Here is a 14,212-nt window from a genome sequence, read left to right as displayed (position 1 = left end):
GCGAGACGCTTTGGCAGAGATGCTCAGCAGCTCGCCTTGCCGCAGCGGGCCGCGCTGATCTTCTCGCGCAGGCCCTCGACGCCGACGGCGCCGATCACGACCTGCTTGCCGATCACGTAGCTCGGCGTCCCGTTCATGCCCATCTCCTCGGCGAGCTTGAAGTTTTCCTCGATCGTCGCCTTGGCCTCGGGGCTCGCCATGTCCTTCTCGACGCGCGCCATGTCGAGCCCGAGATCCTTGGCGACCGCGAGCGCATGGGCCTTGTCGGCTTGGCCGCGGCCGCCCAGCAGTTTCTGGTGGAAGTCGAGATATTTCTGCGGGGCCTGCATGCGAACGGCAACCGCGACCTGCGCGGCCTCGACGGAGCCCTGGCTCAGCACGGGAAATTCCTTGAGCACGACCTTCAGCTTCGGGTCGCTCTTCATCAGCTCCATCATGTCGGCCATCGCGCGCTTGCAGTAGCCGCAATTGTAATCGAAGAACTCGACGAAGGTGACGTCGCCATCCTTGTTGCCGAGCACGACGCCGCGCGGCGAGTTGAAGATGGTCTCGGCGTTCTTGCTGACGCTGGCCTCGTGCTTGGCCGCCTCGGCTGCCGTCTGGCGCTTCTGCAGCTCGGCCATCGCCTCTTCGAGCACCTCGGGATGCGCGATCAGGTAGTTTCGGACGATGGTCTCGATCTCGCCCCGCTGGCTGTCGGAGAAGCTCTCCGCCGACGCGAGCTGAGGCACGCCGCAGAGCGAAAGCGCGAGCAACATCGCGGGAATGAGCGTGCGGACTGACGGCATGAAGGAGGTCCTCTGGGTCAAATGATCGGGTCCTTGTCGATGGTCGTGACGGTATTTTGATATTCTGGATCGGATGATAGCAGTAGTTCAAAACTTCAGCGGGCGCCAACTCCGCTGTCCGACACCTACTGGCCGGAAAGCGGCTTTGCCATGACGATGTCGTCGGCCCTGACCCAGCCCGGCGAGCCGACCGCGAAGCGGGTTTTTGCACGCGAGGCAAGCTCGCGCGCCGTCTTGTTGTCGCCACGCAGGAAGGCGGCCTGCGCCGAGGCGAGATCCGCCTCCGCATAATCGCCCTTGCGACCGTAGGCCATCGCGAGCTGGGAATAGCCGAGCGGCGCCTCGGATTCGCGCGCGACCGCCGCGCGCAAGATCGAGATCGCCTCGTCAGTGTAGGCCTTGTTCTCGGATGCCACCAAGGCCTGACCAAGTAACATCTCGATGAGCGGGGCGTTATTGGACAGGTGCACCGCCTTGCGCAGCGGGGCGATCGCCTCAGTGGGGCGGCCGCCCTCCAGCAGGGCCTGGCCGCGGACCTCGTAGAAATAGGCGTTGTTGGGTTGCACCTGGATCAGGGCATCGATCTGGCTCAGGGCGCTGCGCAGGTCGCCATGCAGGTAGGTGGAGATTGCCCTGGCGTAGCGGGCGGGCAGGCCGGTGTCCGACAATGGATAGCGCCGTGCCACCGTGTCCGGCCGTTCCATGAAGGCCGAGATCTTGGCACGGACCATGTCGTGACGGAGCTGCAATGCGGGGTCGTCCTTCTTGTCCCAATAGGGGCTTTGGCGCGCGAGGCCCTCGAGCGCCTCGACGCGATCGGCCGGCATCGGATGTGATTGCAGATAGGGGTCGGCGCCGCGCGCGGCGAACAGGCTCTCATTGGTGAAGCGCTTGAACGTCTCGTACATGCCCTTCGGCGATTGCGCTGTCGCAGTGAGGAATTTCACCCCCGCGCGGTCGGCGTTCTCCTCCTGCTGACGCTGATACGACAACAGCGATCGGCGGATGACCTCGCCCGGGGCCGACAGCGTCGCGGCGCCGGCATTGGCAAGGCCGCTGCCGCCGCCGCGCGCGCCGACCGCGAGGGCGCCGGCGCCGAGAATGGTGGCGATGATCATCTGGGTCTGGGCGGTGGCGAGCTGCTGGCGCAGCTTGGCGAGATGGCCGCCGGCGAGATGGCCGGTCTCGTGCGCGAGAACGCCGATCAGCTGGTTCGGATTTTCCGACTGCAGGATGGCGCCGTAATTGACGAAGATGCGGCGGCCGTCGGCAACGAACGCGTTGAAGGACGCATCGTTGATGATGACCATCTGGATGTTCTGCTTTTCGAGCCCGGCGACGCGCAGGATCGGCCGGGTATATTCACGCAGCAGCACCTCGGTCTCGGTGTCGCGCAGGATCGGCGGTCCCTTGCCTTGCTGCGCCGATGCAGGCGCGAGCGGCGCCAGCGTCACGGCCGCCGCGACGACCGCGGCAAGCCCGCCGGACAGTTTCTTGCGAAGCACGATACGGAGCGACATCAGGCGATCTTTGCAATTGGCGCGAGGCGCGAGACGGGCTATTGCCCACCAAACGGCGGAATGCGGCTCATCTGCGGCGAACGAGGCCCATGGGCTGACCCCGACCGGTTCACGGAGCGGGTCCGAACAGCCGCGGTCAATAGCAGATATCGATGGTGGATGCGACAGTGATACCGACATTGGAACAGCGGATCGCCGACCTGACGGCGCCGTCCGCGCGCAGCAATGTTCCGCCGTTCATGGTGATGGACGTGATGGCTGCGGCCGAGCGGATCGAGGCGGGCGGTGGACATGTCATCCACATGGAGGTCGGCCAACCGGCGGCGCCTGCGCCACGAGCGGCCATTGCGGCCGCGCATGCCGCGCTCGATCAGGCCCGCATCGACTACACCTCGGCGCTCGGTCTGCTGTCGCTGCGACAGCGAATCGCGCGGCACTATCGTGAGACGCACGCTTGCGAGGTCGATCCGGCGCGGATCGTGATCACGACGGGATCCTCGGCCGGATTCATCCTGGCGTTCCTGGCCATGTTCGAGCCCGGCGACCGCGTGGCCGTGACCGTGCCGGGCTATCCGCCCTATCGCCATATCCTGACGGCGCTGGGCTGCGAGCCGGTGCTGATCGAGACCACGGCGGAGAACCGTCACGCCCTGACCGGCGAAGCGCTGCTCGCCGCGCACCGCAAGACGCCGCTGAAGGGTGTGCTGGTGGCAAGTCCCGCCAATCCGACCGGCACCATGATGTCGCGTGAGGCGCTGGGCGGTGTCATCGCAGCCGCACGCGACGCCGGCATCCGCTTCATCTCCGACGAGATCTATCACGGTCTGGACTACGCGTTTCCGGCGGTGACGGCGGCGGAGCTGTCGCGCGAGGCCCTGATCATCAACTCGTTCTCGAAGTACTTCTGCATGACGGGCTGGCGCATCGGCTGGATGGTGGTGCCAGATGCGCTGGTGCGGCCGATCGAGCGTCTGCAACAGAACCTCGCGATCTCGGTTCCGACCCTGTCGCAGATCGCGGCGGAAGCGGCGTTCGACGGCCGGACCGAAATGGAGGCCATCAAGCACGGTTACCAGGAGAACCGGCACATCCTGATCGAGGGTTTCCCGAAGGCCGGCCTGACCCGGTTCCTGCCGGCCGACGGCGCCTTCTACCTCTATGCCGACGTGTCCGACTTCACCTCCGACAGTTTCGACTTCGCCAAGCGGATGCTGGAGGAGACCCATGTGGCGGCCACGCCGGGCGTCGACTTCGATCCGATCCACGGCCGCAGCTTCGTGCGCTTTTCCTATGCGCGTTCGGCCGAGGACATGCGTGAGGCGGTGGCCCGGATCGCGCGCTGGTTAGGCTAGGGCGCGCGAGCCGCGTGCACTGACCAACATCATCGGCAACGGCATCGCCGCCGTGTTCGTCTCGTGGCGCGAAGACGAACTCGACCATGATCTCCTGCAGCGACGGCTCAATCAGCAGATCGATCCGTCGGATGTCGAGCCGGCCGTGACGACCGGCTGAGCGGCCTCCGGTCGGTCGTCACGGTCAAGAACGATCGCCATACGAAGAACGCCATATGAAAAACGCCCGGCCAATCTGGCCGGGCGTTTTGCATCGAAGCGTCGGAGAGCGGGGGCTTACTGCCCGCCACCGAAACGGCGGGACCACCAGCCGGCCCGGCGCGGGGCCGCAGGGGACGAGGAATCGGTGGCCGCCGGTTCGGAGGCAACCGGTCCGGACGCCGCGACGTCGACAGCCGGAGTGGGTGCGCTGCTCTCGGCGACGTTGACGGCTGAAACCGCGCCCTCCGGCCTCGGCTCGGTGAGGAAGCTGACCTTCTCGCGAACCGTTGAACGGCGTGGGGTCTTCTCGGATTCCGTCTTCGGAGCCTCGGTCTGCTGCACTTCGGGCTGTCCCGGAGCAGCCTGTGGCATGGGCACGGAGGCGCCAGCGACGGACTCATCGGCCTCGGTTGCGGCCGACGCATGGACTGGCGCCGCAGGTTCTGCCGGCTCTTCCTCGTCGTGGTGGGAAGCGCCATTGCCGTCGAAATCGGCCACGGCGGCTTCTGCCTCCGATGCCGAAGCCGGCGCGAGCTCGTCGCCGATCGACGCGGCGAGACCTTCTTCCGCGCCACCGCGCCGACGGCGACCGCCGCGGCGTCCACGCCGGCGCGGACGCCGCTCGCCGCCAGGCTGATCCGTCTGCTCGCCTTGTGCGAACGCAGGCTGTTCCTCCGACTCGTCGTCTTCGCCGTCGGTGTCCTCGGCTGACTGCTCGGCGGCAGAGCCCGGCTCGGCGGACTGCAGTCCGGCCGTGCCTTCTGGGAGCGCGCCCTCGCGGGCCTCGCTGCCGCGGCCACGCCGGCGCCGTCGCCGCTTGCGGCGCGCGCCGTCCCGCTCGCCTTCGGCTGCGCTGCCGTCGGCTGCGTCCTCGGACAGGCCTTCGGTCTCCTCGGTCTCGACCTCGGATTCCGTCTCGATATCGAACGGTTCTTCCTCGTCGTAGATTTCCTCGGCCGCCAGCGGCGGGGCGGAGGCCTGCGCGGCGAGCAGCGCCTTGGCGGCCTCGAGCGTGTGCACCTGCTCGCCCCGATCGATGATGAAGGATTGCTGGCCGCTCACGCTCGGATCGGCGATGACGGCGAGCGAGACCTTGAAGCTGTTCTCGAGGTCACGCAGATGGCCGCGCTTGTGATTGAGCACGTAGAGCGCCACCTCGGTGCGGGTGCGGACCACGAGATTGTGGGTGGCGCCCTTCATCAGCGTCTCTTCGAGGCTGCGCAGCAGTTGCAGCGCCACCGAGGACACCGAGCGCACGTGACCGGTGCCGCCGCAATGCGCGCACGGCTCGGTCGAGCTTTCGAGCACGCTGGCCCGGATGCGCTGCCGCGACATCTCCAGAAGGCCGAAATGCGAGATCCGGCCGACCTGGATGCGCGCGCGATCCTGCCGCAGGCAGTCCGACAGCTTGCGTTCCACGGAGCGGTTGTTGCGCTTCTCGTCCATGTCGATGAAGTCGATGACGATCAGCCCGGCCAGGTCGCGCAAACGGAGCTGCCGCGCCACTTCCTCGGCCGCCTCCATATTGGTCTTGAGCGCTGTGTCCTCGATGTGATGCTCGCGCGTGGCGCGGCCGGAGTTCACGTCGATCGAGACCAGCGCCTCGGTCTGGTTGAGCACGATATAGCCGCCCGAGCGCAGCTGCACGGTCGGCGAGAACATCGCGTCGAGCTGGCTCTCGACGCCCATCCGGGAGAACAGCGGCTGGCCGTCGCGATACTGCTTCACCGCCCGGACATTGGTCGGCATCAGCATCTTCATGAAATCGTGCGCCTCGCGGTAGCCGTCTTCGCCGGCCACGAGGATCTCGTCGATCTCCTTGTTGTAGAGGTCGCGCAGCGAGCGCTTGATCAGCGAGCCTTCCTCATACACGAGGGTCGGGGCCTGCGACTTCAGGGTCATGTCGCGGACCGTTTCCCAGAGACGCAGCAGATATTCGAAGTCGCGCTTGATCTCGGGCTTGGTGCGGTTGGCGCCGGCGGTGCGCAGGATCACGCCCATGCCCTCGGGCACGTCGAGGTCCTGCACCACTTCCTTCAGGCGCGAGCGGTCCTGCGCCGAGGTGATCTTGCGGCTGATGCCGCCACCGCGCGCCGTGTTGGGCATCAGCACGGCATAGCGGCCGGCCAGCGACAGATAGGTCGTCAGCGCCGCGCCCTTGTTGCCGCGCTCCTCCTTCACGACCTGCACCAGCATCACCTGGCGGCGCTTGATGACTTCCTGGATCTTGTACTGCCGGCGCGGACGGAAGGTGCGCTCCGGCACTTCCTCCAGCACGTCATCGCCGCCGACGGATTCGACGAGCTCTTCCTCGATCTCCTCGCCGTCGTCCTCGTCGTCCTCATGGTCGCCGGACGCGGTGTCGGAGCCGTTCTCGTCGCCGGGCACGATGGTGACGCCGTGATCAGCATGTTCGCCCACGGCAGCGACGTCATCGTCGTCGTGCTCATCGTGATCATGCTCATGATGGTGGTATTCGTGATGTTCGTGCTCATCATGCTCGTGCTCGCCGTCATGATGCTCGTCGTGACCGTGGTGCTCATGGTCATGCTCGTCGTCGTGCTCGTCTGCCGCGACAGCCGGGCTGGCCGCCTCGGCAGGGTGCGAGCCGCCGGTCTGCGCGCTCGCGGCCTCCGCAGCTTCGCCGGAGGGCTGCTCGGCAGCAGCGTCATGGTCCTGCGCGGCGACGGCATCAGGCTGGCGGTCGGCATGCTCGCGCGATTCGTCGGCTGCGCCCTGCCAAGCTTCGCCCGAGGCGTCCCGACCTTGAGCCTCGACCGGGCCTTCGGAGAAGCCCTGCGCCTCGCTGGGAGCGGTCGCGTCGGCGTGCGGCTGATCGTCCTGCGCATAGGCGCGGTGGTCTTGCGCCTCGTGGTCGGCCTCGTGCCCTTCGGTCGGGGCAGGGAGGCCCGCCTCGGCGACCTCGACGATCTCGCTCTGGACCCGTTCGCCGCTGCCGCGGCGCCGTGAACTGCGGTGCCGGTTGCGGCGGCGGTTGGAGCGGTTCTCGCTTTCCTCTTCGGCTTCGCGGTGCGCGCGCTCCTCGGCCTCGATCAGAGCCTGCCGGTCGGCGACCGGGATCTGATAGTAGTCCGGATGGATTTCGCTGAAGGCCAGGAAGCCGTGGCGGTTGCCGCCATACTCGACGAAGGCGGCCTGCAGCGAGGGCTCGACCCGGGTAACCTTGGCCAGGTAGATGTTGCCGCGGAGCTGCTTGCGTTGGGCCGTTTCGAAATCAAATTCCTCGACGCGGTTGCCGCGGACGACAACGACCCGGGTCTCTTCCGGGTGGGTAGCATCGATCAACATCTTGTTGGGCATATTGGAACTCTTGGAGGCGACGGGCGCGATTGGCCGCGAGCGCGTGGCGCGCTGTCGGATGACGCGACGGTCCACCTGATTCGGGGGTGAGGGGAAGGCCTAAACGCAGCTGGTCGCGCCGCGCCAACCCTGATGCCGGCGGGGCGATTGGCCGGACGGGGGTCTGGCCCCGCATCGGCGCGGATCGTCCGCTGGTCATGGTTGGCAACTCAGTCTGGCGCATCAAGCGTCGGCCCGTCTGGAATATGTGGGCGGCAGCGGGTGCCGCCTTCTCTGTTGCCGAAGGCCAGATTGCGCCGAAACGCTTGCCTGGATCGAATACCCACCCTGTCACGGGTGCGGTATCAGGCTATACCGTGTCTGACCTGGTGCCCGGGCGGTCTCTGCGAGGAGGCGCCCTGACAGGCGCCACTCGGCTCGTGACCGGCTCTCCGTTGCGGCCGCGCGGGATCGCGCAGGCTTTGGTGGAGCGTCGGAAAGGCGCTGGACTCTTCGCAACGACCGAGGACCCGATATCGAGCACCCCGATCACGAAGCTTCCGGCGTTTCACCGGAGGTTGAACGCGACACAACCGGCAGTAAGGATTAGCCTTCAGCCCTTCGTACATACGAGGAATGGTCAGGTCGCGCAAGCGAAGCGTCGCGGAACCGCAACAATCGGTGGCCTTTAACGAAAATGACAAAATTTGGCGGTTAACCCCTGGGATTGGTTGCGGTAAGACGATCCCGCGGAGGCATCGATTTGGCAATTGGCCGGGCGAATTACCTTTCCTTGCTGGGATGCGCGTCGCTGTGCGTCACGCAAATGTTATGTGCGGCGGTCATTCCGGCCCGCGCCCAGAGCGGGCCGGTCGGCCAGGTGCCGCCTGCCGTGGTCGGGCCCGGGTTCCCCATCGCCACCGACGCACGGGTCGCCGGCGATTCCCGACAGACCCGATTCGTGCTCGATCTCGACCGGACGGTGCCGTTTCGAACCTTCCTGCTCAGCGAACCCTATCGCGTCGTCGTCGACCTGCCCCAGGTCAGCTTTCATCTGCCCACTGGAGCCGGGACCAGCGGCCGTGGTTTGGTGAAGGCGTTCCGCTATGGGATGGTGATGCCCGGTGGGTCCCGCATCGTCTTCGATCTCACCGGCCCGGCTCGAATCGCCAACTCCACGGTGCTGGATGCCGCCAACGGTCAGCCGCCGCGGCTGGTGCTCGAACTGGAGGAGGTCGACGAGGCGACCTTCGCCCGCGCCATCGGCAGCGACAGCCGTCTTGCGCCCAGGCCTGCCGATTCAGGTTCCGCGACGGCGTCGGTCGCGGTCGCAGGAAACCCCGCGCCGGCAGTCCGGCCGCCGCCGACGACGGTCGCCATCGCCCCCCCTCCGACGGATGGTCCGCCGGACACCCGGCCCGTGGTCGTGATCGACCCCGGTCATGGTGGTATCGACTACGGCACCCAGGGCGGCGAGGTGCCGGAGAAGAATCTGGTGCTCGCCTTCGGCCAGGCGCTGCGCGACCGGCTGGAACGGTCGGGCAAGTTCCGCGTGATCATGACTCGCGACGACGACACCTTCATCCCGCTTGGAGACCGGGTCCGCATCGCCCAGAAGCAGTCGGCGGCTCTGTTCGTCTCCATCCACGCCGATGCGCTGCCGCGAGGTGAGGGCACTGCGCAGGGCGCGACCATCTATACGCTGTCGGACAAGGCGTCCGACGTCGAGGCGGAACGGCTGGCCGAGGCCGAGAACCGGGCCGACCAGATCGGCGGGGTCAATCTGACCGAGGAGCCGGCTGACGTCGCCGACATCCTGATCGATCTGGCCCGCCGGGAAACCCGCACGTTTTCCAACAGGTTCGCCCGTGTGCTGATGAACGACATGAAGACGGCGGTGCATATGCATAAGCGCCCGCTGAAATCGGCCGGTTTCCGCGTGCTCAAGGCGCCCGACGTGCCATCCGTGCTGGTCGAACTCGGCTATGTCTCCAATAAGGGCGATATGGGGAACCTGGTCTCCGACGCATGGCGGTCGCGCACGGCGGACGCAATGGCGCGGGCGATCGATGCCTTTCTGGCCAAGCGCATCGCCAACGCGGGCCCCGAGAGGCCGGACAAGCCGGCGGCGGTACGCGCAAAGCCCTAGTTTGGCCACAGCAACATCCGTATAAACGTGCTGCGAGGCACCCGGAATCAGTGAGGATTCCTTCTCGGCAGACTTGTGATAGGCTTGACCGCTGATAGGCTTGACCATGCGTTTCTCTGGCATGGGTCACGCGGCATTGCAGCCGACCGTGTGATTTTTGGCGGTAGCGCCTGTGGGTGCGCCGCGTCCGAGCCGAGAGACGAAACAAGAGTTGGAACGGATATTCGCCGATGCGCTTTCTGGTGCGGTTTTTGGGCTTCCTGTTCGCGGCCGGTACCGTCTTGTTCCTGGTCGGTGTGGCAGCAGCGGCCGGCCTGATCTGGCATTTTTCCAAGGACCTGCCTGACTACTCCCAGTTGCAGGATTATGAGCCGCCGGTGATGACGCGCGTGCACGCGGTCGACGGCTCGCTGGTCGGTGAATATGCCCGGGAGCGCCGGCTGTACCTGCCGATCCAGGCGGTTCCCAAGCTCGTGATCAACGCCTTCCTCGCCGCCGAGGACAAGAACTTCTACGAGCATGGCGGCATCGATTTCACCGGCATGGCGCGTGCCGCCGTGGTCTACGCCCAGAACTTCGGCTCCAATCGCCGTCCGCAGGGCGCCTCCACCATCACCCAGCAGGTCGCCAAGAACTTCCTGTTGACCAACGAGGTGTCGTTCGCCCGCAAGATCAAGGAAGCGCTGCTGGCGATGCGCATCGAGCGCACCTACTCGAAGGACAAGATTCTCGAGCTCTATCTCAACGAGATCTATCTCGGCTCGGGCGCCTATGGCATCGCCGCGGCGTCGCTGGTCTATTTCGACAAGTCGGTGAACGAGCTCACCGTGGCGGAGGCGTCCTATCTCGCCGCGCTGCCGAAGATGCCGGGCAGCCTGCATCCGATCCGCAATCGCGACCGCGCCATCGAGCGCCGCAACTACGTCGTCGATCGTCTGCTTGAGAACGGCTGGATCAAGCAGGCCGACGCCGACAAGGCGCGCAAGGATCCGCTGACGATCGCGAGCCGCAACACCGGCGCCCACATCTTTGCGGGTGAATATTTCGCCGAGGAAGTTCGCCGCGACATCTTCGAGCGCTATGGCGAGAAGAAGCTCTACGAAGGCGGCCTGTCCGTCCGGACGACGCTCGATCCGAAGATTCAGGTCATGGCGCGCAAGGCCATGGTCGCCGGACTCGTGAGGTACGACCAGGAGCAGGGCTATCGCGGGCCTGTCTCCAAGCTCGATACTTCGGGCGATTGGGGGGTGAAGCTCGCCGACATCAAATCGCTCTCGGACATCTCACCGTGGCGGATGGCCGTGGTGCTCGAGACCAGCGACCAGTCCGCCCGCATCGGCTTCCAGCCGCCGCGCGAACTCGGCGGCGCCGTCAGCAAGGAACGCCAGACTGGCCTGATCACGCTTGACGGCGTGAAATGGGCGCGGGCTGCGACGGCCAACGGCCGTGGCAAGGTGCCGACGTCGGTCGCCCAGGTGCTGCAGCCGGGCGACGTGATCTATGCCGATCCGCTGTACAAAGAAGGCAATCCGGTCGAAGGCCAGTATCGCCTCGAGCAACTGCCCGAAGTGTCCGGCGCGATGGTTGCCATGGATCCGAACACTGGCCGTGTGCTCGCGATGGTCGGCGGCTTCTCCTTCGACCAGAGCCAGTTCAACCGCGCAACGCAGGCCTACCGGCAGCCCGGATCGTCATTCAAGCCGATCGTCTATTCTTCGGCGCTCGACAACGGCTATACGCCGTCGACCCAGGTCGTCGACGCACCAATCGAGATCGACCAGGGGCAGGGCGGGCAGGTCTGGCGCCCCGACAACTTCTCCAACGGCAAATATCTCGGGCCAACGACCTTGCGCAACGCGCTGCGTCTGTCGCTGAACACGGTGACCGTGCGTCTCGCGCAGGACGTCGGCATGCCGTTGATTTCCGAATACGCCAAGCGGTTCGGAGTCTATGACGAGCTGCCGAATTACCTCTCCTACGCCCTCGGCGCCGGCGAAACCACGGCCATGCGCATGGTCACGGCCTATTCGATGATCGCCAATGGCGGCCGTCGGGTGAAGCCGACCTTGATCGACCGCATCCAGGACCGCTACGGCCACACCATCTTCAAGCATGATGCCCGCGAGTGCCGCGGCTGCGACGCACCGGACGGCTGGAAGAACCAGAGCGAGCCGCAGCTGGTCGACCGCCGGGAGCAGGTTCTGGATACGATGACGGCCTACCAGATCACCTCGATGCTCGAGGGCGTGGTGCAGGCGGGCACGGCGACCGTGCTGAAGGAGGTCGGCAAGCCGATCGCCGGCAAGACCGGCACCACCAACGAGGCCAAGGACGCATGGTTCGTCGGCTTCTCGCCGGACCTCGCCGTCGCCATCTACATGGGTTACGACAAGCCCCGGCCGCTCGGTAGGGGTAATGCTGCGACCGGCGGTCATCTGGCCGCGCCGATCGCAAAAGACTTCATGAAGCTCGCGCTGGCCGACAAGCCGGCCACGCCCTTCAAGATCCCGGCCGGCATCAAGCTGGTCCGTGTCGATGCCAAGACTGGCATGCGCGCGAGCCCTGGCGACGGCGGCCGCACGATCATGGAAGCGTTCAAACCTGGTACGGCTCCGCCGGACAACTACTCGGTCATCGGTGTCGCCGACGCCGATGGACGCGTGATGCCGTCGCAGAGCGGCGGCCAGCCTGATGCTGGCAGCTTCATCATCCGTCCAGGCACGGGAAGCCTCTATTAGGCATTGGGCCGGCTGAAACTGATGCCGGTGCGGTGCAGAGCGATTGCGCTTTGCGCCGAGCGCCGTTACATCCCCTGTGACAGACGATGCTGCGGCGCTTCGAGCCGTGGCCTGAAGAGAGCGACATGCGCGCGGAAATCGAGAAAATCGTAGAAGAGATCAAGCAGTCGGTCGGGCTGCTGAGGAGGCATCTTTGACGTCGAGACATCGACGGCAAGGCTGGCCGAGCTGAACAAGCTCGCCGAAGACCCCAATCTCTGGAACGACCCCCAAAAAGCTCAGCGGCTGATGCAGGAGCGGACCTCGCTGGAGGATTCGCTCACCGGCATTGGCAAGGTCGAACGTGAGCTCAGCGACAATATCGAGATGATCGAGCTTGGCGAGGCCGAGAACGATCCCGGTGTCGTCACCGAAGCCGAGAATGCGCTGAAGGAGCTGAAGAAGGAGGTCGCGCGGCGCGAGCTCGAGGCGCTCCTGTCCGGCGAGGCCGACAAGTTCGACACCTATCTCGAGGTCCATGCCGGCGCCGGCGGCACCGAGAGCCAGGACTGGGCGCAGATGCTGCTGCGCATGTACGCCCGATGGGCCGAGAAGCACGGTTTCAAGATCGAGTATCTCGAAGAATCGTTGGGCGAAGAGGCCGGCATCAAGTCGGCGACCATCCAGATCTCCGGGCATAATGCCTATGGTTGGCTGAAGACTGAAGCTGGCGTGCATCGCTTGGTCCGAATCTCTCCGTTCGATTCGAATGCACGCCGCCACACCTCGTTCTCTTCGGTGCAGATCTTCCCGGTCATCGACGACAGCATCAAGATCGACATCAAGGAGTCCGATGTCCGCGTCGACACCATGCGGTCCGGTGGCGCCGGCGGCCAGCACGTCAACAAGACCGAATCGGCGGTCCGGCTGACGCACATCCCAACCGGCGTTGCGGTGGTCTGTCAGGCTGGCCGGTCACAGCACAAGAACCGCGCCCAGGCCTGGGACATGCTGCGCGCACGTCTCTATGAGATCGAGCTGAAGAAGCGCGAGGAGAAAGCGGCGGCCGACCAGGCGGCCAAGACCGAGATCGGTTGGGGCCACCAGATCCGCTCCTACGTGCTGCAGCCGTATCAGATGGTGAAGGATCTGCGCACGGGCGTGCAGACGTCCGACACCGCCGGCGTGCTCGATGGCGATCTCGACGAGTTCATGGCGGCGACGCTGGCGCAGCGCGCGTTCGGCACGACGCCAGGCGCTGCGATCGAGGACGTCGATTGAGCGTGGCGCGCGTTGCCTTCATCGGGCTCGGGCGCATGGGCCATGGTATGGCCGGTCGTTATCTCGACGCAGGCTATTCCGTGGCGGTCTGGAATCGCAGCCGGGCGAAGGCGGAGGATCTGATCGCGCGCGGCGCGCGCTGGTCGACCTCGCCAGCTGATGCGGCAATCGATGCCGATGCGGTCGTGACGATGGTGGCTGATGACGACGCCTCGCGCGCGGTTTGGCTCGGGCCGGATGGCGCCGCGGCCACCATGCGGGTCGGCACGATCGCGATCGAATGCTCGACCGTATCGCGCGACCATGCGCTGCGTCTGTCGCGCGAGCTGGATGCGCGCGGCGTGACCTATCTCGACTGCCCGGTGACCGGGCTGCCCGACGCGGCCGCGAGCGGCAAGCTGACCTTGCTGGTCGGTGCCGACGCTGCCGATCTCGACCGCGCGCGGCCGTATCTGGCGCCGATCGGCTCGACCATTCGCCATTTCGGGCCCGTGGGCGCCGGGACAGTCTACAAGCTGATCAACAACCTGCTTGGCGCGATGCAGATCGCAGGTCTTGCGGAGGGGCTCGCAATCGCCGAGCAGGCCGGCCTCGACATGAAGCTCGTGCTGGAGGCAATCCAGAGCGGCGTCGCGGCGAGCCCCCAGGTTCTGCGCCACGCGCCGCGCATGATCGCGCGCAACTTCGCCGATGCAAGCTTCACCGCGGCGCTCCGTCACAAGGATGCAGCCTATGCGCTGCAGCTCGCCGAGCAGCTGCTTGGAGAGCGTCCCATCATGGCCCAGGCGGCCGTCGATGCTTATGCGCGGGCGAAGGCGGCGATGCCGGATGAGGACGAAGGCCGCATGATCGAGCTGGTGTCGCGGCCGAGATCCATGCCGTAGGCACACCACCGGAAAGCGGG

7 protein-coding genes and 2 pseudogenes are annotated in these 14,212 nt (G+C 66.0%); 6 read left to right on the top strand and 3 right to left on the bottom strand.

Features of this window, described 5'->3' with window-relative positions; translation table 11 throughout:
* Positions 1-23: 23 nt before the first annotated feature.
* Together QX048_RS25960 and QX048_RS25955 are read right to left on the bottom strand one after the other, a co-directional pair.
* The gene (locus tag QX048_RS25960; RefSeq protein ID WP_315712195.1) at positions 24-788 is read right to left on the bottom strand and encodes a DsbA family protein; all 765 of its coding nucleotides are present in this window, start codon (positions 786-788) and stop codon (positions 24-26) included.
* Between the two features lie 125 nt (positions 789-913).
* Complete coding sequence (locus QX048_RS25955) at positions 914-2,308, bottom strand: M48 family metalloprotease (protein ID WP_315826863.1); 1,395 nt, start codon at positions 2,306-2,308, stop codon at positions 914-916.
* Positions 2,309-2,460: 152 nt separating this feature from the next.
* Between QX048_RS25955 and QX048_RS25950 the strand changes: the two genes are divergently transcribed.
* Both QX048_RS25950 and QX048_RS25945 read left to right on the top strand, forming a co-directional pair.
* On the top strand, positions 2,461-3,660 hold the full coding sequence (locus tag QX048_RS25950) for a pyridoxal phosphate-dependent aminotransferase (RefSeq protein WP_315826864.1): 1,200 nt from the start codon (positions 2,461-2,463) through the stop codon (positions 3,658-3,660).
* A 7-nt stretch (positions 3,661-3,667) separates the two neighbouring features.
* A pseudogene (locus QX048_RS25945) lies at positions 3,668-3,820 on the top strand (dicarboxylate/amino acid:cation symporter); the annotation flags it as partial.
* 116 nt (positions 3,821-3,936) lie between these two features.
* Here QX048_RS25945 and QX048_RS25940 read toward each other — a convergent pair.
* Positions 3,937-7,182 (bottom strand): Rne/Rng family ribonuclease, encoded by a 3,246-nt coding sequence (locus tag QX048_RS25940; RefSeq protein WP_409999245.1) that lies wholly within the window; start codon positions 7,180-7,182, stop codon positions 3,937-3,939.
* 805 nt (positions 7,183-7,987) lie between these two features.
* Here QX048_RS25940 and QX048_RS25925 point away from each other — a divergent pair.
* The 4 genes and pseudogenes from QX048_RS25925 to QX048_RS25910 all read left to right on the top strand — a co-directional run.
* Entirely contained in the window at positions 7,988-9,310 is a 1,323-nt protein-coding gene (locus QX048_RS25925) for an N-acetylmuramoyl-L-alanine amidase (RefSeq protein WP_315751757.1), read from the top strand.
* Positions 9,311-9,540: 230 nt separating this feature from the next.
* The gene (locus QX048_RS25920; protein ID WP_315712186.1) at positions 9,541-12,048 is read left to right on the top strand and encodes a penicillin-binding protein 1A; all 2,508 of its coding nucleotides are present in this window, start codon (positions 9,541-9,543) and stop codon (positions 12,046-12,048) included.
* A gap of 125 nt (positions 12,049-12,173) precedes the next feature.
* Positions 12,174-13,308 (top strand): peptide chain release factor 2 gene (gene prfB, locus QX048_RS25915; protein WP_315712184.1). Its coding sequence is split into 2 segments (ribosomal slippage): positions 12,174-12,242 and positions 12,244-13,308, totalling 1,134 coding nucleotides; the frame shifts between segments, so codons are not numbered across the junction.
* A pseudogene (locus QX048_RS25910) lies at positions 13,290-14,192 on the top strand (NAD(P)-dependent oxidoreductase); the annotation flags it as partial. The gene prfB and the pseudogene QX048_RS25910, both read left to right, overlap by 19 nt.
* Positions 14,193-14,212: the final 20 nt, after the last annotated feature.

The sequence above is a fragment of the Bradyrhizobium sp. SZCCHNS30572 genome (assembly GCF_032484415.1).
Lineage (GTDB): Bacteria > Pseudomonadota > Alphaproteobacteria > Rhizobiales > Xanthobacteraceae > Bradyrhizobium.
The sequence above is the reverse complement of the archived record's forward strand: the minus strand, read 5'-3'. Positions and strand labels throughout refer to the sequence as shown.

Coding starts and splice junctions, on each gene's coding strand:
- QX048_RS25960 (WP_315712195.1), bottom strand. CDS start 788: ATGCCGTCAGTCCGCACGCTCATTCCCGCGATGTTGCTCGCGCTTTCG.
- QX048_RS25955 (WP_315826863.1), bottom strand. CDS start 2,308: ATGTCGCTCCGTATCGTGCTTCGCAAGAAACTGTCCGGCGGGCTTGCC.
- QX048_RS25950 (WP_315826864.1), top strand. CDS start 2,461: ATGGTGGATGCGACAGTGATACCGACATTGGAACAGCGGATCGCCGAC.
- QX048_RS25940 (WP_409999245.1), bottom strand. CDS start 7,182: ATGCCCAACAAGATGTTGATCGATGCTACCCACCCGGAAGAGACCCGG.
- QX048_RS25925 (WP_315751757.1), top strand. CDS start 7,988: ATGTTATGTGCGGCGGTCATTCCGGCCCGCGCCCAGAGCGGGCCGGTC.
- QX048_RS25920 (WP_315712186.1), top strand. CDS start 9,541: ATGCGCTTTCTGGTGCGGTTTTTGGGCTTCCTGTTCGCGGCCGGTACC.